General features: G+C 48.5%; 16 protein-coding genes and 2 pseudogenes. 9 read left to right on the plus strand and 9 right to left on the minus strand.

Features of this window, described 5'->3' with window-relative positions; all coding sequences use genetic code 11:
* Positions 1-2: 2 nt before the first annotated feature.
* The 4 genes from chbA (at position 3) to chbG (ending at position 3,454) form a co-directional block, all read left to right on the plus strand.
* A complete protein-coding gene (chbA, locus tag BZK42_RS02560) occupies positions 3-350 on the plus strand; it encodes a PTS N,N'-diacetylchitobiose transporter subunit IIA (RefSeq protein WP_003030618.1) in 348 nt (115 codons plus the stop codon).
* A gap of 10 nt (positions 351-360) precedes the next feature.
* Positions 361-1,203 (plus strand): transcriptional regulator ChbR, encoded by an 843-nt coding sequence (gene chbR, locus BZK42_RS02565; protein ID WP_085951046.1) that lies wholly within the window; start codon positions 361-363, stop codon positions 1,201-1,203.
* Positions 1,204-1,327: 124 nt separating this feature from the next.
* Positions 1,328-2,683 carry a 6-phospho-beta-glucosidase gene (locus tag BZK42_RS02570; protein WP_016152854.1) on the plus strand — a complete coding sequence of 452 codons (1,356 nt, stop codon included), beginning with the start codon at positions 1,328-1,330 and terminating at the stop codon, positions 2,681-2,683.
* A 12-nt stretch (positions 2,684-2,695) separates the two neighbouring features.
* Positions 2,696-3,454: a chitin disaccharide deacetylase gene (gene chbG / locus BZK42_RS02575; RefSeq protein WP_019076632.1), complete on the plus strand. Its 759-nt coding sequence runs from the start codon at positions 2,696-2,698 to the stop codon at positions 3,452-3,454.
* A 36-nt stretch (positions 3,455-3,490) separates the two neighbouring features.
* Here chbG and katE read toward each other — a convergent pair whose 3' ends face one another.
* On the minus strand, positions 3,491-5,749 hold the full coding sequence (gene katE / locus BZK42_RS02580) for a catalase HPII (protein ID WP_053389169.1): 2,259 nt from the start codon (positions 5,747-5,749) through the stop codon (positions 3,491-3,493).
* 209 nt (positions 5,750-5,958) lie between these two features.
* On the opposite strand from katE, the gene cedA reads away from it, so the two are divergent.
* Positions 5,959-6,204, plus strand: a complete 246-nt coding sequence (gene cedA, locus BZK42_RS02585) for a cell division activator CedA (protein WP_369707928.1) — start codon at positions 5,959-5,961, stop codon at positions 6,202-6,204.
* A gap of 66 nt (positions 6,205-6,270) precedes the next feature.
* Here cedA and tcyP read toward each other — a convergent pair whose 3' ends face one another.
* From tcyP to hxpB, 4 genes and pseudogenes are all read right to left on the minus strand, one after another.
* Positions 6,271-7,662, minus strand: coding sequence for a cystine/sulfocysteine:cation symporter (gene tcyP / locus BZK42_RS02590; RefSeq protein ID WP_019078417.1), 1,392 nt, complete (start codon positions 7,660-7,662; stop codon positions 6,271-6,273).
* A 135-nt stretch (positions 7,663-7,797) separates the two neighbouring features.
* A complete protein-coding gene (locus BZK42_RS02595) occupies positions 7,798-8,397 on the minus strand; it encodes a metal-dependent hydrolase (RefSeq protein WP_087121839.1) in 600 nt (199 codons plus the stop codon).
* Between the two features lie 83 nt (positions 8,398-8,480).
* A pseudogene (locus BZK42_RS02600) lies at positions 8,481-8,603 on the minus strand (SDR family oxidoreductase); the annotation flags it as partial.
* Between the two features lie 30 nt (positions 8,604-8,633).
* Positions 8,634-9,302, minus strand: a complete 669-nt coding sequence (gene hxpB, locus BZK42_RS02605; protein ID WP_016156335.1) for a hexitol phosphatase HxpB — start codon at positions 9,300-9,302, stop codon at positions 8,634-8,636.
* Between the two features lie 168 nt (positions 9,303-9,470).
* On the opposite strand from hxpB, the gene BZK42_RS02610 reads away from it, so the two are divergent.
* The gene (locus tag BZK42_RS02610) at positions 9,471-10,007 is read left to right on the plus strand and encodes a YniB family protein (RefSeq protein WP_019076635.1); all 537 of its coding nucleotides are present in this window, start codon (positions 9,471-9,473) and stop codon (positions 10,005-10,007) included.
* 64 nt (positions 10,008-10,071) lie between these two features.
* Here the strand turns inward: BZK42_RS02610 and BZK42_RS02615 are convergent, their stop codons facing one another.
* Entirely contained in the window at positions 10,072-10,932 is an 861-nt protein-coding gene (locus BZK42_RS02615) for a fructosamine kinase family protein (RefSeq protein WP_016152861.1), read from the minus strand.
* A gap of 269 nt (positions 10,933-11,201) precedes the next feature.
* Entirely contained in the window at positions 11,202-12,131 is a 930-nt protein-coding gene (gene pfkB / locus BZK42_RS02620; RefSeq protein WP_016156336.1) for a 6-phosphofructokinase II, read from the minus strand.
* 287 nt (positions 12,132-12,418) lie between these two features.
* On the opposite strand from pfkB, the gene BZK42_RS02625 reads away from it, so the two are divergent.
* The gene (locus BZK42_RS02625; protein WP_016152863.1) at positions 12,419-13,177 is read left to right on the plus strand and encodes a DUF481 domain-containing protein; all 759 of its coding nucleotides are present in this window, start codon (positions 12,419-12,421) and stop codon (positions 13,175-13,177) included.
* A 167-nt stretch (positions 13,178-13,344) separates the two neighbouring features.
* Here the strand turns inward: BZK42_RS02625 and yniD are convergent, their stop codons facing one another.
* Positions 13,345-13,452, minus strand: a complete 108-nt coding sequence (yniD, locus tag BZK42_RS28155) for a small membrane protein YniD (protein ID WP_003030590.1) — start codon at positions 13,450-13,452, stop codon at positions 13,345-13,347.
* A 456-nt stretch (positions 13,453-13,908) separates the two neighbouring features.
* Between yniD and BZK42_RS29605 the strand changes: the two are divergent.
* Positions 13,909-14,520, plus strand: a pseudogene (locus tag BZK42_RS29605) (Arm DNA-binding domain-containing protein); the annotation flags it as partial.
* Positions 14,521-14,977: 457 nt separating this feature from the next.
* Entirely contained in the window at positions 14,978-17,035 is a 2,058-nt protein-coding gene (locus BZK42_RS29035; protein ID WP_211280436.1) for a tail fiber/spike domain-containing protein, read from the plus strand.
* A gap of 29 nt (positions 17,036-17,064) precedes the next feature.
* Here the strand turns inward: BZK42_RS29035 and BZK42_RS02640 are convergent, their stop codons facing one another.
* Positions 17,065-18,132 carry an acyltransferase family protein gene (locus BZK42_RS02640; protein ID WP_158083348.1) on the minus strand — a complete coding sequence of 356 codons (1,068 nt, stop codon included), beginning with the start codon at positions 18,130-18,132 and terminating at the stop codon, positions 17,065-17,067.
* Positions 18,133-18,552 lie beyond the last annotated feature (420 nt).

The following is an 18,552-nucleotide window of genomic DNA, read 5'->3' on the forward strand; positions in this document are numbered from 1 at the left end:
GTATGTTGGATATCGAAAACATCGTCGACACGCAGTCAGAAGCAGAAGAACTCGAAGAAGTGGTGATGGGTCTCATCATCAACTCCGGTCAGGCGCGTAGCCTGGCGTACGGCGCGCTCAAAATGGCCAAGCAAGGCGATTTCGAGTCAGCTAAGGCTATGATGGACCAGTCTCGTCTGGCGCTGAATGAAGCGCACCTCGTGCAAACGAAACTGATTGAAGGCGATCAGGGCGAAGGTAAAATGAAAGTTAGCCTGGTGCTGGTTCATGCTCAGGACCACCTGATGACATCAATGCTGGCGCGTGAGCTGGTGACTGAACTGATTGAGCTTCACGAAAAGCTGAAATAGCGAGGAGTGCATAATGCAGCTACAGATTAACGCACCGGAAATCAAAACCGTCTATGAGCAGCAGCTGTTTAATGGCAAAAATTTCCATGTGTTCATCTATAACAAAACTGAGAGCATCAGCGGGCTGCATCAGCATGACTACTACGAATTTACCCTGGTTTTAACCGGGCGCTATTATCAGGAAATCAACGGTAAACGCGTATTGCTCGAACGCGGGGACTTTGTTTTTATTCCATTGGGATCGCACCACCAGAGTTTTTATGATTTTGGGGCGACAAGGATCCTGAACGTCGGTATCAGTAAACGCTTTTTTGAACAGCACTACCACCCGCTGCTGCCATTTTGTTTCGTTGCATCGCAGGTCTATCGGGCGAATAATTCGTTTCTCACTTACATTGAAACGGTTATTGCATCATTGAACTTTCGCGAGAGTGGACTGGATGAATTTGTAGAAGTGGTCACCTTCTATATTATTAACCGGTTGCGCCATCATCGCGAAGAGCAGGTGCTGGATGATATTCCGCAGTGGCTTAAAACCACCGTGGAGACCATGCATGACAAACGGCAGTTTAGCGAGAATGCGCTGGAAAACATGGTACACCTGTCCGCGAAATCCCAGGAGTATCTGACCCGCGCAACCCAGCGTTATTACAGCAAAACGCCGATGCAGATCATTAATGAAATCCGCATTAACTTTGCTAAAAAACAGCTGGAAATGACTAACTATTCTGTAACGGATATTGCTTACGAATCTGGCTACAGTAGTCCAAGTCTGTTTATTAAAACGTTTAAAAAGCTGACGTCATTTACACCTAATAGCTATCGTAAGAAATTAACTGAATTTAATCAGTAGATATTATTTGCCAATAACCCATTTTTTATAGCTTGCCCAAAATAGCGTCGGGACAGCCACGCTATACCTGACAAACGGGTTGAGCATAATACACGTCAGTGTTTTGACACTGAAGGGAGAAAGTATGAGCCAGAAATTAAAAGTCGTCACTATCGGTGGCGGGAGCAGCTACACCCCTGAGTTACTTGAAGGCTTTATTAAGCGCTATCATGAATTACCGGTTTCTGAATTGTGGCTGGTTGATGTCGACGATGGAAAAGAGAAGCTGGACATTATTTTTGACCTTTGCCAGCGCATGATCGATAAAGCTGGCGTGCCGATGAAGTTGTTTAAAACGCTGGACCGCCGTGAAGCGCTGAAAGATGCTGATTTCGTTACCACCCAGCTGCGCGTAGGGCAACTGAAAGCCCGCGAAAAGGATGAACGCATTCCGCTGAGTCACGGGTATCTGGGGCAGGAAACCAACGGCGCTGGTGGGCTGTTCAAAGGTCTGCGTACTATTCCGGTTATCTTTGATATTGTCAAAGATGTGGAAGAACTGTGCCCGAATGCGTGGGTGATTAACTTTACTAACCCGGCCGGGATGGTGACGGAAGCGGTCTATCGCCATACGAATTTTAAGAAATTCATCGGTGTATGTAATATTCCTGTTGGCATGAAAATGTTCATTAGCGATGTGCTGGCGCTGAAAGAGAGCGATGACTTATCCATCGATCTGTTCGGTCTGAACCATATGGTCTTCATTAAAGACGTGCTGGTGAATGGTAAATCACGCTTTGATGAACTGTTGGATGGCGTGGCTTCAGGTCAACTGAAAGCCTCCACCGTGAAGAACATCTTCGATCTGCCGTTCAGTGAAGGGTTGATTCGCTCGCTGAAGCTGCTGCCGTGCTCATATTTGCTCTATTACTTCAAGCCAAAAGAGATGCTGGCGATTGAAATGGGTGAATACTATAAGGGCGGCGCTCGCGCTCAGGTGGTACAGAAAGTGGAGAAACAACTGTTTGATCTGTACAAAAACCCGGATTTGAACGTGAAACCGAAAGAGCTGGAACAGCGTGGTGGAGCCTATTACTCCGATGCGGCCTGTGAAGTGATCAACGCCATCTACAACGACAAACAGACCGAGCACTATGTCAACGTTCCGCACCATGGGCATGTTGACAATATCCCGGCGGACTGGGCGGTTGAGATGACCTGTACACTGGGACGCAACGGCGCCACGCCGCACCCACGTATTACCCATTTTGATGAGAAAGTGCTGGGCCTTATCTATACCATAAAAGGCTTTGAAGTCGCGGCGAGCAATGCGGCACTGAGCGGTGAGCTGAATGATGTGCTGCTGGCGTTGAACCTGAGTCCGCTGGTGCATTCTGACAGCGATGCCGAGATTCTGGCGCGTGAGCTGATTCTGGCGCATGAAAAATGGCTGCCAAACTTCGCCGGGTGTATCGAGAAACTCAAAAGCGAACAACACTAACTGAGGTCGGCTATGGAACGCGTACTGATTGTAAATGCGGATGATTTTGGCCTGAGTAAAGGACAAAACTACGGCATTGTTGAAGCCTGTCGCAATGGCGTGGTCACCTCGACAACCGCACTGGTTAATGGCGCAGCCATTGACCATGCGGTACAGCTGAGTCGCGACATTCCTGAACTTGCCGTTGGGATGCATTTTGTTCTGACGCTGGGCAGGCCGTTGACGGCAATGCCAGGCCTTACTCGTGACGGGTTACTGGGAAAATGGATCTGGCAGATGGCTGAAGAAGACACCTTGCCGTTGGATGAAATTTCTCAGGAACTGGCCGCGCAGTATCAGCGTTTTATTGACCTGTTCGGGCGGGAGCCAACGCATCTGGATAGCCATCACCATGTGCATATGTTCCCGCAGATTTTCCCTATCGTGGCCGGGTTTGCTGCCCAACGGGGGATTGCGTTACGGATCGATCGTCAGACGGTATTCCAGGCGTCTGACTTTCCGCAGACGTTACGGACTTCCCAGGGATTCAGCAGCGAGTTTTATGGTGAAGCGATTTCTGAAGCCCTGTTTTTGCAAACGCTTGACGCGTCAGCAGACCGGGGAGAGTCCTCGCTGGAAGTGATGTGTCATCCGGCCTTTATCGATGACATTATTCGTCAAAGTGCCTACTGTTACCCCCGCTTAACTGAGCTCGACGTGCTGACGTCTCCGTCACTGAAATATGCTATTGCGGAGCGCGGTTATCGTCTTGGCAGTTTTCTGAACGTCTAACTCCTGAGTTTGCGGCGCATAATGCGCCGCATTTTTTTAGGCAGGGATCGTGTCGATTTTTCCGGCGCGTGACCAGACGCGGTGCGCAGTCATTAGCGTCAGCAGGGTATCCATAAACTGTGCGTCTACACTGTCTGCCTCCACCACGCCTTCTTCTCCTTCATTTTTGATATTCAACGTTGCTTTAAACTGACGCGCATCGCCAGCCAGTGCGATAGGTTTTAAGTGCTTATACGCTTCGAGTAAGTAATATCGGGCATCACCGTTCATAGCGATATCAGCGATATTGCCACACGGAACGATAACCGCATCGACGGTCAGCGATGGTGAACCCGCAAAGGTACCGGCGATTGTCAGGACGGAACCATCATCGGCAACCACATTACCCATTCGGGAATAGAGCAGTTTGGCGTGAACGCCTTTGGCCTGTAAGGCTTGCATGATGGCAAGCAGGTCGCCTGATTTCACCTGGTCATTAAGTAGAATGGCGACCACGCGGCCCTTAATCTCACCTTGCGCACCCGCATATAAACTGAGTGACGGCGCACTTTTCAAACCATTGACGTTGGCCGGTGGGGCGATTTTGGCCTGTTCCTCGGTTAGCTCAAAACCGAGATTATCGGCAACCGCCTCGGCGAGGGCTGTATCAATATGGGCTAACTGTTCGACCACTCTTTCCCGAATATAGGGGCGCGTAACTTTGCTGAGTTCGAAGCTGAATCCGCCGATAATATGCTGCTGTTCAATTGGCGTCTGACTTAGCCAGAACAGGCGAGGGTGCGCATAGTATTCGCCAAAAGAGGGGCTACGTTCGCGGATTTTGTTTCCTTCAATCCGTTCCTGATACGATTCAAATCCACCGCGTTTTGGCCCCGGCGGCGTTTCACGCGGCCAGTTATCATTGATGGAATTAGGTTCATAGTTGGCCGGGTTGGTATCGATGTCCATACGATGCATACCGTCACGCTGGAAGTTATGGTACGGGCAGGTCGGGCGATTAATCGGGATTTCATGGAAGTTGGGCCCGCCCAGGCGGCTGATTTGGGTATCGGTATACGAAAACAAGCGGCCTTGCAGCAAGGGATCGTTGGTAAAATCGATACCAGGGACGATGTGTCCGGGATGAAAAGCGACTTGTTCATTTTCGGCGAAGAAATTATCCGGATTACGATTCAGCACCATTTTACCGACGCGTTGCACCGGAACCAGCTCTTCTGGGATCAGCTTGGTCGGGTCGAGCAGGTCAAAATCGAACTTGAATTCGTCTTCTTCAGGAATGAGCTGCAGCCCCAGTTCGTATTCTGGATAATCGCCTGCTTCAATAGCTTCCCACAGATCGCGGCGATGAAAGTCGGGATCACGACCGGTAAGTTTTTGCGCTTCATCCCATACCAGCGAAGCTTTGCCCGCCAGCGGTTTCCAGTGAAAACGGACAAAGGTGGCTTTCCCTTGCGCATTTATCAACCGGAACGTGTGAATGCCAAAGCCTTCCATCGTGCGATAGCTGCGTGGAATACCCCGGTCGGACATCGCCCATATAACGTTGTGCAACGTTTCTGGCTGTAACGAGACATAATCCCAAAAGGTATCGTGGGCGCTTTGACCCTGTGGGATAGCCCAATGCGGCTCCGGTTTTACCGCATGAACGAAATCCGGGAATTTATGGGCATCCTGAATGAAGAAGACTGGCGTGTTGTTTCCCACCAGATCGAAAATGCCCTCCTCAGTATAAAATTTGGTCGCAAATCCTCGAATATCTCTGACCGTATCCGCTGAGCCTGCGCCGCCCTGAACCGTAGAGAAACGGACAAAAACCGGGGTGATTTTATTTTCATCACTCAGAAAGTCCGCTTTCGTTGTCGCGCTGAGGCTGGCATAGGGCTGAAAGTAACCATGAGCAGCAGAACCTCGGGCATGTACGATCCGCTCCGGGATGCGTTCGTGATCAAAATGGGTGATTTTTTCCCGCAGGATAAAGTCTTCCAGCAGAGTTGGCCCACGGTTTCCTGCGCGCAGAGAGTTTTGATCGTCCGCGATGCGCACTCCCTGATTGGTTGTCAGAGCAAAATCTTCGCTGCCTTTGCGAAAACTTTCCAGCGCGTTGAGTTTGTCACTTCTGGTGTCAGGCGCTTTTAAGCTACCGGACGTGGTGGGCTGCATGCCTGGTGGCGTGGGTTCAGGTGTTGGCCGATGTGAACCGTCTGCTGGCGCCAGTGAGTCAAGTCCTGGCTGGGATTCGCTGGCATCATGAACCGGCGCTGAGTGATGGAGTGGGTGCTTATCATTCTGTGACATTAAACTCGTCTCCTGTTTTCATCGCTTAAAGGTCGTTGTTGCCGTCAAAAGCTTTAACTATAGACCACTTGCTCAGTGGTGCAGGAACTGACCGAGGGCGTAAAGCGCGATGAACCAGGCAAACAGCGCACGCAAGGCAGGACGTCAGGAGGCAAAATCGGCTAAGATAGCCGTTTTCTGATTTTTAGAATTAGTCTTTAGTGAAGCAACTGATTATGAAACCTCTTCGCCAACAAAATCGTCCGGTAATTAGCTATGTTCCTCGCGTGGAGCCAGCCCCACCAGAGCATGCAGTTAAAATGGATGCGTTTCGTGACGTATGGATACTGCGCGGAAAATATGTCGCTTTTGTCTTAATAGGGGAGGCGTTTCAGCGTTCACCTGCATTTACGGTCCCGGAATCAGCGCAACGCTGGGCTAATCAGGTTCGCCAGGAAAATGAACTGAGCGATTAATGGATATAAAAAAAACGCCGGAGCATGACACTCCGGCGGTTTTTTTTGTTTTTCAGTCTAACAGACTTAGCGATGCGCCAGTTCGGCGTTATCGTCGCTGTCCAGAATTGTTTTATCGGTCTGTTTCAGCCATTGGCTGGTCAGCGTACCGGCTGTCATAGAACCGCTCACGTTCAGCGCGGTACGACCCATATCGATCAGCGGCTCAACGGAAATCAGCAGCGCAACCAGCGTGACCGGCAGACCCATAGCTGGCAGGACGATCAGCGCGGCAAACGTTGCACCGCCACCCACACCCGCAACCCCTGCGGAACTGACGGTTACGATACCAACCAGCGTGGCAATCCACATCGGGTCCAGCGGGTTGATCCCGACGGTCGGGGCGACCATTACTGCCAGCATTGCCGGGTACAGCCCTGCACAACCGTTCTGGCCAATGGTGGCGCCAAAGGAGGCGGCAAAAGAGGCGATGGATTCAGGCACGCCCAGACGACGGGTTTGCGCTTCAACGTTCAGAGGAATTGAGGCTGCGCTGGAACGGCTGGTGAAGGCGAAAGTCAGCACCGGCCACACCTTGCGGAAGTATTTCAGCGGGCTAACGCCGTTAACACCCAACAGGATCCCGTGTACCACAAACATAATGCCCAGACCGAGATAAGAGGCCACGACGAAGCTACCCAGCTTGATGATGTCCTGCAGGTTGGAGCCCGCAACCACTTTGGTCATCAGCGCCAGAACACCGTACGGCGTCAACTGCATCACCAAACGAACCAGCTTCATCACCCAGCTTTGCAGGGTATCGATAGCGACCAGCACACGCTCGCCTTTCGGCGCATCATCTTTCAGCAGCTTCAGTGCGGCAACACCGAGGAATGCAGCGAAGATAACCACGCTGATAATTGACGTCGGGTTAGCTCCGGTCAGATCGGCAAACGGGTTTTTCGGGATAAACGACAACACCAGCTGTGGAACGCTGAGGTCAGCTACTTTGCCAACATAGTTGGTTTCAATCGCGTTCAGACGAGCGGTTTCGGCCCCACCTTGCACCAGACCTTCTGCGGTCAGGCCGAACAGGTTGGTCACCAGAACCCCTACCAGCGCGGCAATCAGCGTAGTAAACAGCAGCGTACCGATGGTCAGGAAGCTGATTTTACCTAACTGAGAGGCGTTGTGCAGACGCGCAACGGCGCTGAGAATAGACGCAAACACCAGCGGCATGACAATCATCTGCAGCAGTTGGACGTAACCGTTGCCGACAATGTTGAACCACTGTACGGAATCTTTAAGAACCTGGCTGTCGGAACCATAAATGGTGTGCAGGGCGAGGCCAAACACCACACCCATGACCAGACCGACCAGTACTTTTTTTGCCAGACTCCACTGCTTGTGACGGGCTTGCGCCAGCACGAACAGCAGCACTACGAACACGATAATGTTCGCGATTAATGGATAGTTCATCCCCGTTCTCCTGATCTTATTATGCGTATCACCGTGTGACGGTGATTCTGTTGGCGCAAGATTAGCAGAACTGTGACTTGCCTCTTATATTCAAATGGAATTGTTTATGCCAAAAATAACTTTTTGGCTGATTTATTAGTCAACCTGGTGCGTTATAAAACGATTAAACTGCATTTGCAGCGTATTTATCATTTGTGATGACCAGCGCACCGCACTGTTCTCTTGTACGGTCTGCGGCATCCAGATTGCCCACGCGAACAGCGCCATGCACAGAAACCGCTCCAGTTGGTTGCCTTTTTGCGGCACGAGGATAGGCAGACGAAAACGCCAGCGGCAGGGCCAAAGCAAGGGGACGCCCGCCGGGGTCAACATGTCGGCCAGAATGTGGCTGAGATAACCGAGAACCATACCTTGTAAGGCATCAGCCGGAATTATCCAGGTATCAGGGACTTTCAGGTAAAACGTGGCCAGCAGGGCAAAAACCGCCAGCAGGCTATGCGTAAACCCGCGATGACCAAATGCCCGGGCAATGGGCTTTGATACCCACTTCAGACGCTGCCCCAGCAGGGATTTGGGATGATCGATATCCGGCAGTAAGCACGTCAAAATGGCTGAAGGAACAATATGCCACCAGTCACCCTGCGCAAGAACGGGCGTTAGCTCGGCATTCTTGGCAAATACCGCACAGGCAATAGAAAAAAGAAGGTGACCTTCCGCCGTCATGATAAAACCCAATAAACTGTCGATTCATACAGTATAGGGGTTTTATACAGTAGGCGGAAGAGGTGACGTTGTAACCCTTTGTCACAAGTGCGCCTTTACCGCGCCAGCCAACCGCCATCCACGACCAGCGTATAGCCATGTATATAGTCCGAGGCAGCACTTGCGAGGAACACGACCGGGCCTTTCAGATCATCAGGCGTGCCCCAGCGTCCGGCAGGCGGGCAATGCGATCATTGCCCGTCGCAGGATTAGCCGCGCAGGTGAGCGGCAGTGAGTTCGGTGAGCGAGGCCAGTTTGACGTCGGCCAGAACGAAGCGAGGATCGTCCTGATTTTCATGCGCAGGTACTACGATGGAACGCATACGGGCGGCTTTCGAAGCAATCATGCCGTTCACCGAGTCTTCCAGTGCTACGCAGTTTATAGGGTCAATGCCCAGTTTCGCCGCGCAATCGAGATAAACCTGCGGGTGCGGTTTGCTGTAGGGCAGTTTTTCCGCAGAAGCCAGTGCATCGAAGCTGCTGCGCAGATCAAACATGGTTAGCACTTTTTCCAGCATATGCAGCGGCGAGGCGGATGCCAGTCCTACTTTCAACCCCTGAGATTTACACAATGCCACGGCCTCACGCACGCCCGGCAGCAGTGGTTTTGTTTCTTCAACTAACGCAATTGCGCGGGTAATGATGCGCTCGGTTACTTCCTGACGTGAGGGACCGTTCCACGGTTGCTGTGCAAACCACAAATCAACCACCATGTCGATGCGTAAGCCAAGTGTATCGGGAAGTTCATGGCGGCGGGAGATATCAACGCCTAAACTTGCTATCACATCCAGTTCGGCCTGATCCCAAAGCGGTTCAGAATCGACCAGTAATCCATCCATATCGAAAATTGCAGCAAGAATTTGACGCGGGGTTGACATCACAACCTCTCCTTTACGGGTGATAAAAGGGATTAAGAGCCAGCCTGGACGGGCTCTGAGCGTTCATTATGGCTAATTCAGCAGTATACCGCCTTTAAAGATCAGGCGAAAACGATAATCAACGGGTAAACTTAGGCCAAAATGACACGTCTTAATCAAGGGGAACTCATGACGTATCAACAAGCTGGACGCATTGCCATCTTGAAAAGGCTGGTGGGATGGGTGATTTTCATTCCCGCGCTGATTTCAACCCTGGTTTCAGTACTGAAGTTTATGTATGCGCACAGCGAAAAGCAGGAAGGGATTAACGCGGTCATGCTCGATTTTGCTCACGTGATGATCGACATGATGCGTGTGAACACACCTTTTCTTAACGTGTTTTGGTATAACTCGCCGACGCCCGATTTTCAAAGTGGACTGAATCTCGTTTTTTGGCTGATTTTCATTCTGATTTTTATCGGTCTGGCGTTGCAGGATTCAGGCGCCAGAATGAGCCGTCAGGCGCGTTATTTACGCGAGGGCGTTGAGGATCAGTTGATTCTGGAACAGGCAAAGGGCAGTGAAGGGTTATCACGCGAGCAACTTGAGTCGCGTATTGTGGTACCGCACCATACGATCTTTTTACAAATTTTCCCGCTTTATATTTTGCCGGTGATCGTTATCGTGATTGGCTACTTCTTCTTTTCATTACTGGGCTTTTTGTAACTGCTGCACTATCAGGCCTGACGCGTTGCGAAACGCCAGGCCAGATAAGCAACGTGCGACTTTGCTAAGCCGCCAGTAACCTGTCCAGCGCTTTCTGCGCCACGACCAGATGCTGTCCCCCGAACAGAATAGCCCTGTTCAGCAGCGTATAGAGCTGGTAGACAGGCTGTCTGTCGAGAAAATCCAATGGTAGCGGAGAAACAGACTGATAACCGTCATAGAGTTGCGGCGGCTGATCGGTATGTAACGGCAGCATTGCCAGGTCACACTCTCTGTCCCCCCAGTAGCAGGCAGGGTCAAAGATGTACGGGCCGTTCGGGCCGAGGGCGCAGTTCCCGGACCACAAATCACCATGCAGAAGAGATGGCTGCGGCTGATGGGAAGAGAGACGCTGCTGAACATGCTCGACAATGGCGTCGATATTGCCAAACGCAATGCCTTTTTCAGCGGCGAGTTCCAACTGCCAGCCAATACGCTGCTCGGCAAAAAAGGTTGACCAGCGACGTTGCCAGGTGTTGGGCTGCGGCGTGGTAGAGAGCGCATTATCGAAGTCGAGCCCAAACTGCGGCTGATCGCTCCATTCATGCAAATGCGCCAACTGTTGGCCGAGGATAAACGCGTTGTGCGCATCAAGCGGACGGGGAGGGAGGAAATCCATCACCAGAAAGCTGTAATCTCTGTCTGCGCCTACCGCCCAGACTTTCGGTACAGATACGGTTTGACTGCGAGAAAGTAGCTCCAGCTGATCGGCTTCCGCCGTAAAGCCGGTTAACAGCTCTCTTTCATCGCATTTAACGAAAAAATCGCGCCCCGCATAGCGTAAATGCCATGCGGCGTGGATCTCTCCGCCGGGCAGTTCGTTACGCAGTTCGATTTCGCCTTCACCTAATTGCTCGCTTAAAAGACGACTGATAGCCTGCCACATGATGTCTCTCCCCATGTTGTCTGCCAGATCATAAGGTTAGCGCAAGAATGCGGTTAAAAAACACGAACTGACGCACACCACGGACGCGTCATCGCTGGAAAGGCACTTAATGTGTGTCGTTCTTCTTCACCTCGCATAGTTGTGAAGACGCCTGGTCGCACATGATTCACTGCTTTGTAATCATGTGATTTTTTATCATAGACGTATAACACCCATGCCGACAGTTTTACGGGGAAATCCCCTTGTATCTAGACAAGGGGAAGCCGTCATTACTGAGCCAGATACGCGTATATTTTTTGCGTATCGTCTAAAGCGCACAGACGCGTACCCTGATTCAGGGTGGCGGCGCTACCTGCGGCGACGCCGTAACGAACAATATCTGCAAAAGGTGCGCTCTCCGCCAGTTTAAGCGTCATGGCCCCGACCATACTGTCGCCCGCACCTACGGTACTTTGACTCTTCACCGGTGGCGGAACCACCTGGACACAGGTTTCACGATCAACGCCCAGCGCTCCTTGTGGTCCAAGCGAGACCACTACGCGATGCGCTTTTCCGCTTTGCACGATTTCCTGTGCGGCGTTGCGCACATCATCGGGCTGCGTGAGTTCGCGATTCACCAGCGCGCTCAGTTCTTTGAGGTTGGGTTTGACCAGTTCGATATTGCCGATGGTTAATGCTGCCGCCAGCGCTTCGCCAGAACTATCGACGATACAGCGAATCCCTTGTTTTTGTGCTGTGGTAATGAGCCGGGTCAGCTTCTCAAGCTGTACGCCAGGCGGCAAACTGCCGCTGATAACCAGCAGTGCGCCAGACTCAATTTCCAGCACCTGATCCTGAAGTTGGTAGAACTCATCATCGGTGAGCGCAGCGCCTGGCATGACGAAGCGATACTGTTCGCCGCTGGACTCAACGTGGACATGGAGATTTTGTCGGGTCCAGTCTTTAGCTTCGACGGTGGATACGGGAACATTTTCGTCGGCGAGCAAAGCAACAAGATGCTCTCCGGTGGCGCCACCCGCAGGGAAGATGGCCGTAGCGGTGCCGCCAAGATGGGCAATTGCGCGAGCGACGTTGATACCGCCGCCGCCGGGTTCAAAAACCGGCGAGGTACAGCGAAGCTTACCTTCCGGGTAGATTTGCGGCGTGATTGTTGCGCTATCGAGAGAGGGCGCAAGTGTTAACGTATAGATACGTACCATCTTTACCTCCTGTTAGGCTGTCCTCAGTCTGGCACTTAACCCCCCGAAAGTGAAGTAATTAACAACATGATTTTTCATATCTTTATTTAAAATAATCGCGTTAAAGATATATAAATAAAAAAACGGTTTAGGAACGCTCTTATTCAAAAAATGAAATAAGAATTTATTGCTATGTTATTCGAGTCTTTTTATAATTTGTTACCTTTCAAGGGTCTTTTGTCATTGATCCATATGAAAGTTTCCGAGACCGTTATGGTCTCTTTTTTTGTTGTACGGACTCTTAATAAATGAAGCTTTTGAAGACAGTGCCCGCAGCGTTACTGCTGACGGGTGGCCTGCTTGCGTCAATGCAGGCTGCCGCCGATGATTCCGTTTTTACTGTCATGGATGACCCTTCCAGCGCGAAAAAACCCTTTGAAGGTAACCTGAACGCGGGATATCTCGCCCAGTCAGGCAACACAAAAAGTTCTTCTTTAACTGCAGACACCACCATGACCTGGTACGGTCAAACTACGGCGTGGTCTTTGTGGGGAAATGCCAGCAATACCTCCTCAAATGATGAGCGTTCATCAGAGAAATATGCCGTAGGTGGCCGTAGTCGTTACAACATGACCGACTATGATTATCTCTTTGGGCAGGCAAGCTGGCTGACCGACCGTTACAACGGCTATCGCGAGCGTGACGTGCTGACCGCAGGTTATGGTCGTCAGTTCCTCAACGGACCAGTGCACAGCTTCCGTTTTGAATTCGGTCCTGGTGTGCGCTATGACGAGCACACGGATGGCACCACCGAAACACAGCCGCTGGGCTATGCGTCCGGGGCCTATGCGTGGCAGATGACGGACAATACTAAGTTTACGCAAGGTGTGTCGGTATTTGGTGCTGACGATACAACGCTCAATTCTGAAACAGCCTTGAACGTTGCCATCAACGAACACTTTGGGTTAAAGGTGGCTTACAACGTTACCTGGAACTCTGAACCACCGGCAACAGCGCCGGAGCATACCGATCGTCGTACTACTGTGTCACTCGGCTATCGTATGTAATGACAAGCCGGGTCAAATAATTGGCCCGGCTTTTCTCAATTAACGTTAAATTTATTTAATATTAAATCTGTGTTTTATTTTTAATACTTATCAATAACGCGCTATTTTCAGACGAATTCGATTTAATTGATAAATACAACGGAACCGGAACAGCGTGTGCCAGTATTTTAACCCCAGATCATCGCAGCCCAACGTAGCATCAGCATTGCCGCACAAATAACGAGCAGTATCACAACCATCTTCCAGTGTTTCTTCGCAAAGCGATTTGTTGGCATTGTCCTTTTCCTGCTCAGGTTAGATGACTTTATACAAGTGTAACAAAAACGTCAGGGTGTCAGTGAATTGATTTACATCATAGAGTGCGCGTTGATTGTTGCTTTGATCGGCTCGTAATGCCGTGTACACTGTCAAACGGTGTTATCAAAAAGCGGGTGTAGGTCCAGTGTAGCCATTAAGGCGACCAGTGACATATTTCGCAGAGTGAAGCGGGAATCAGCCCACACCTTTTTGATGATTTTAAATATTGAATCTTTGTATGTGATCTTACGTGTAAGTACCATCCAGAATTTCACCTCATTCCTGCCTGTTTCTACCTGTTTCACCAATTCCGCATCACACCTGACTTTATTCAATTTACCCGTTTCAATTTAGTTCATGTTGTCCTTGTTCGTGTCGTAGAATCTGTGTACCAAATCGTGTACCAATTCCGATAAAGCTGAACAGGGACAAGCATGCCTCTCAACGATACCAAGCTCAGGCGTATAGCTGGCAAGCCATATGATGGACCAGAGGAGATAGCTGACGGAGGTGGACTTTCTGCCAGGATCAGCCCAAAGGGACTTATCACCTTTCAGTACCGCTATCGCTTCAACGGGAAACCGGCCAGGCTAAAACTTGGCACCTACGGCAAGATGTCGATTAAAGAAGCCCGTGACGCTATGGAGGAATGCAAGGGCTGGCTGGAAGAGGGACGCGACCCGGCAATGCAGAGGAAGAAAGCCAGGGACATCGTATCCAACTCGCCGAGCATCAGCACTCTCGTTGATGAGTGGCTGGAAACACCATCAGTGAAAGAGATGGTGAAGTACGAATACTGGAAGCGGATGCTGAAGCTTCACGTTACCGACAATTACGGCCGACTGATAGCAGATGAGATGAGCCCCGTTGAGTGGGAGCAGATATTCCTGCGCATAACGAAAGGTGGCTCGCCGGTTCAGGCCGGTAACGTTCTGGTGAAGATGAAACAGGTGATCCGCTATGCGCTGCGCCGAAAACGTATAACTTCAAATTCGCTAATGTTACTCGAAATTAATGATGTCGGTAGCCGCCCGGATGATGGGGAATGGGTGAATATCGGGGATATGGTCCAGGTGCCAGATACATACGACACCAATCAGCAGGCTGGCTATATCGTGTCGCGTACCGGTAATGACTTTGAAACCAATGAGAGGATCACCTTCTCCGGATCGATGTTCGTTCAGATAACCGACTCGATGGGGGCGACTACGGCGCGCTATCCAGCATCACCACGCGCAGACACGCCATTCGGATTCACTGCTGAAATTCCCGCTATCACTCTCAACCTTTATGACGGCTTCGACGTTCAGTCACCTTCGCGATACGCAATTGCTACCTCAGAGGAGCTTGATTCCGGGCGATGGACTGTCACTGCTAAGCAACCAGATGGAAAGGGGAGTACCGCATTAACTCTCGCTGAGTACAGCGACAAGATCTACGAATAGAACACCAACTTTCACAGCACAACCCGGCCACTGCGCCGGGTTTTTTTATGGAATCAATATGGCTACGCAACCGACAAACATGCCAGTACCAAGTGAATCGCCGCGCGACCTGAAATTTAACGCAGGGAAAATTGACGAGTTTGTTACTTCAATGGCTCAACAATATATTGACCGTTTTGGTAATACTCATTACACGATTGAAGGCCTTAAGCAGTTAACACTTCAGCAAATCTACAATCTTGGATGGAATCTGGCAGGAACATTTCAGGGTGGTGGAACAGTTACTGCTGCTGGCGACGTTCTGCAGGATACTTCGACAAATATCTGGTATCGATGGGACGATCTGGCAACACTGCCAAAAACAGTTCCACCTGGCTCAACACCATCGTCTTCTGGTGGAACGGGAGAAGGGAAATGGCAGTCAGTAGATATAAGCGATGTATTGAGAAAGGATCTTGATAGCGCGGATGGTGATACGCTTATTAGAACAACTGATGTTTATGGAAATGTTAGTACTCTTCATGAATATTTATTGGCAAACAGAAGGTCTGCGAAATTATCATCATATGTGGACAGTGGGTCAGATGTAACAACACTTCTTCCTGCTCTGTGGGCTGTGTTTGACCGTATTGATCAGGATATAGATGTTACACTAACAAATAACGTAATCATTAGCAGTGACAACAAAAAGATTTTCAATATTAACCAGTCTAGGATTACTTTGTCAGGATCCAGTTTTAACCAGAGTTTTGGTGCCATTGAAATGACTGGTAATAATGTTGAGGTTCGCGATTTATATTTTACAGGATCTGCAGATGTTACCCCATTGAGAATGGGGAATACATCTTATGGGCCATCAGATTCCACCCGGAGAACAAAAGTTAGGTCCACAAGATGCACCTTTGACGGAACCGGTCATAAAGGTCCTAACCACGGTAATCTTGTCATAATTGGTGCTGTTGATCCAGATATTAGATCACCAAGATTTATAGGACAATCAAAGGCTGGAGGGAATATTGAGGTTCTTGGGTGTTCTGGTGGTTCATGTGTTAAACCTTATGCAGAGAATGGATTGCTTGTAAACTTGCATTGCACATCTGCTTCCGGTACTGGCTACCCAACTACAGATTTTGATTTTATTGACCCGATTTGCATACATAATTCATCTATTCTCGGTAATGTTGAAGGTGCAGTTGGAGGACTCAATAATGTTAAGTTTTCAAGGGGGTGTACTGGTTGTAGAGTCATCAGAGGTAAGTTTACCAGCATCAAGAATGGTGATTTCAACGGTAATGACCATGTTATATTTTTCCAAGGAGTAAGCAAATGTAAGGCGATTAACCCAGATATTGAGATGTTTAACAATGGAGGGTTTAAGTCGGCATTTGGTATTTTTGACCATCAAGAATCACTGACCCCGGCAAATGACAATGAAATTATTGGTGGAACAGTTACCATTAATGGACCTGGTGCCAACAACAGGATCGTAAACATTCGCTCTGATTATGGTCAGGAGGTTAAACGCAATAAGATTCGTGATATAAAATATCGTGTTTTCAACGGAACGGCTGATTATATTGGTGAACTTTATGCAAGCTCACCAAACCTTCTTGATGGTAATTTTTTCATATCAAACACAGGTGAAGGGGTTGGTACAGTTCTGCGCCACCGTGCTAATGTTGGTAAAACGTATCTTGATGGAAACACTGCTTTAGATATAGTTGATAATGCAATACTTGATTCTGGAACAGTATTATCAATCACAGAGCCTTCGCCTCCAAATATTTATAGGTGGTCTGCAACAGCTGGAGGAAACCAGAGCGTTCCAATCCCTGGTGCGTCTAGAAATGAAATTACAGTTTATGTGTATCCGAACCAGACTGGATCGACGGTTAACATTGTTGGGTTTACAGAGCAGTTCAACACAAAGCCTGACGGTTACAAAATAAGATTAATCGGAAGGAGTGATCTCAGTGCCGGAGGAACAATCACAATTACAGCAAACCAGGGAGGAATTAGGCTTCCTGGTAATACTAACGTTACTATAGTAGCATTCACAACAATTGAGCTTACGCGTATGGGTAATGACTGGGTTGGAGTGATATTGAGGTCATGAAAAAAGGCCGGATTATCCGGCCTTTAATTTTATGCTTTTGCCAATTTTTTCTTTTTCTTGAGCAGGAATGAGTTTTCAACAAACCTATAAGATAACCAAGATAAAAAGATCGAAATACCACAATAAAGAATGAACTTTACCAGACCGTCAACGTTTTTTAGTATTGGGAAGTGGTTGTTCATTATTGAACTCAGACCCAAGTGAATTAGGTAGAGTGAATATGATATCTCACCAAGAAACACCATGAATTTTGGTGTTGCTCTGTCAAGAAAGTCTTGGTTAACAAGCAAAGCAAGAAATAACAATGCGGATACATATCCCATCTGCATGTCAGCGCGAGTAAAACTATCGTACTTAAGATACAAAGCAAATATTGTAACAATACAAAATGCTGTGATAATCAACCTAATGTTATAAGGTAAATTTTTGATCTGTTTGTAATACAATCCAAACATAACACCAATCAAAAACTCAAAAACCATAGGGTTTGTCGCAAGGTTAATGTATGCATTTGTTGTTAATGCGTAACTTGCATTATTTGGTATATTTCCAGATATGCATACTGGGATAACAATTAATGCGATAAAAAACCATGCAAAAAGAACGGTCCATCTCTTATGGAAAATCATTGAAAACGCCATAACTATGTAGAAATAAATTTCATAGTTAAGCGTCCATCTTATGCTAAATAGCTCAGATGTATTAATAAGTGTTGGTGGTCTGTTTGCAAATTCAGGTATAAATAAAAAGGCGCTGAGTAAATTGCTTGCCTTTTCTGGAGATTTTAATAACTCGAATCCACCAAGTGCCGCCGCAGTTAATATAAGAATCACATAATAAGCAGGAAGCAATCTCCTGGCTCTATTTTTTACAAAATCAATAGAACCTCTAATACCAGTTGGTTTATTAACTGATGATAAAGTAATTACAAACCCACTAATTATAAAGAATATATCTACTCCGTAACCACCATAAATAAATAGCCTGTCACCAAGGCCATCGTAACTAATATTCAGCAGATAGCGATAATGGAAAAACATAACCATTATTGCAGCTATACCTCGTAATGCTTGGAGTGAATTTATTTTAGAGTTCATATGGTTATATGCTTTAATAGGAGTAATCCGATCATAACATAAGCAGAATTTCACTTCTATAACTTGTAATCTACTTATGCGATCCATGTGATAGAAATTGGCATGCACTAACAGTGGAGGATTGCTTTCCATGCACATGGTTTAATTATTAGCCTAACATCTAAGGAAGCAATGCCGATTGTAATAATGCGAATCTTGGCAATGATATACTGGGCAAAATCGCGAAACATATGACGATGTGATTCATTTGCGCTAGAGCTTCATGTTACGCGAGATAAAAACTGGGCACTCAAAGCGTGGCATCGGTTTGCAAGGCTTTGTGCTGTTCTCGCTTAGTCGATCGCATCAATTGTTGCAAGACAATTTGAATCAATGTGAAACAGAGTGGTGCAATCACCACTTTTTTAGTGTTACCATCAT

The organism is Citrobacter braakii (assembly GCF_002075345.1).
In the GTDB taxonomy this organism is placed as follows: Bacteria; Pseudomonadota; Gammaproteobacteria; order Enterobacterales; family Enterobacteriaceae; genus Citrobacter; species Citrobacter braakii.

Bases quoted from the DNA above. Each gene is read 5' to 3' on its own strand.
- pfkB (WP_016156336.1), bottom strand. From the start codon at position 12,131: ATGGTACGTATCTATACGTTAACACTTGCGCCCTCTCTCGATAGCGCA.
- BZK42_RS29035 (WP_211280436.1), top strand. From the start codon at position 14,978: ATGGCTACGCAACCGACAAACATGCCAGTACCAAGTGAATCGCCGCGC.
- yniD (WP_003030590.1), bottom strand. From the start codon at position 13,452: ATGCCAACAAATCGCTTTGCGAAGAAACACTGGAAGATGGTTGTGATA.
- BZK42_RS02610 (WP_019076635.1), top strand. From the start codon at position 9,471: ATGACGTATCAACAAGCTGGACGCATTGCCATCTTGAAAAGGCTGGTG.
- hxpB (WP_016156335.1), bottom strand. From the start codon at position 9,302: ATGTCAACCCCGCGTCAAATTCTTGCTGCAATTTTCGATATGGATGGA.
- BZK42_RS02625 (WP_016152863.1), top strand. From the start codon at position 12,419: ATGAAGCTTTTGAAGACAGTGCCCGCAGCGTTACTGCTGACGGGTGGC.
- chbG (WP_019076632.1), top strand. From the start codon at position 2,696: ATGGAACGCGTACTGATTGTAAATGCGGATGATTTTGGCCTGAGTAAA.
- katE (WP_053389169.1), bottom strand. From the start codon at position 5,749: ATGTCACAGAATGATAAGCACCCACTCCATCACTCAGCGCCGGTTCAT.
- BZK42_RS02570 (WP_016152854.1), top strand. From the start codon at position 1,328: ATGAGCCAGAAATTAAAAGTCGTCACTATCGGTGGCGGGAGCAGCTAC.
- BZK42_RS02615 (WP_016152861.1), bottom strand. From the start codon at position 10,932: ATGTGGCAGGCTATCAGTCGTCTTTTAAGCGAGCAATTAGGTGAAGGC.
- BZK42_RS02640 (WP_158083348.1), bottom strand. From the start codon at position 18,132: ATGAACTCTAAAATAAATTCACTCCAAGCATTACGAGGTATAGCTGCA.
- chbA (WP_003030618.1), top strand. From the start codon at position 3: ATGTTGGATATCGAAAACATCGTCGACACGCAGTCAGAAGCAGAAGAA.
- tcyP (WP_019078417.1), bottom strand. From the start codon at position 7,662: ATGAACTATCCATTAATCGCGAACATTATCGTGTTCGTAGTGCTGCTG.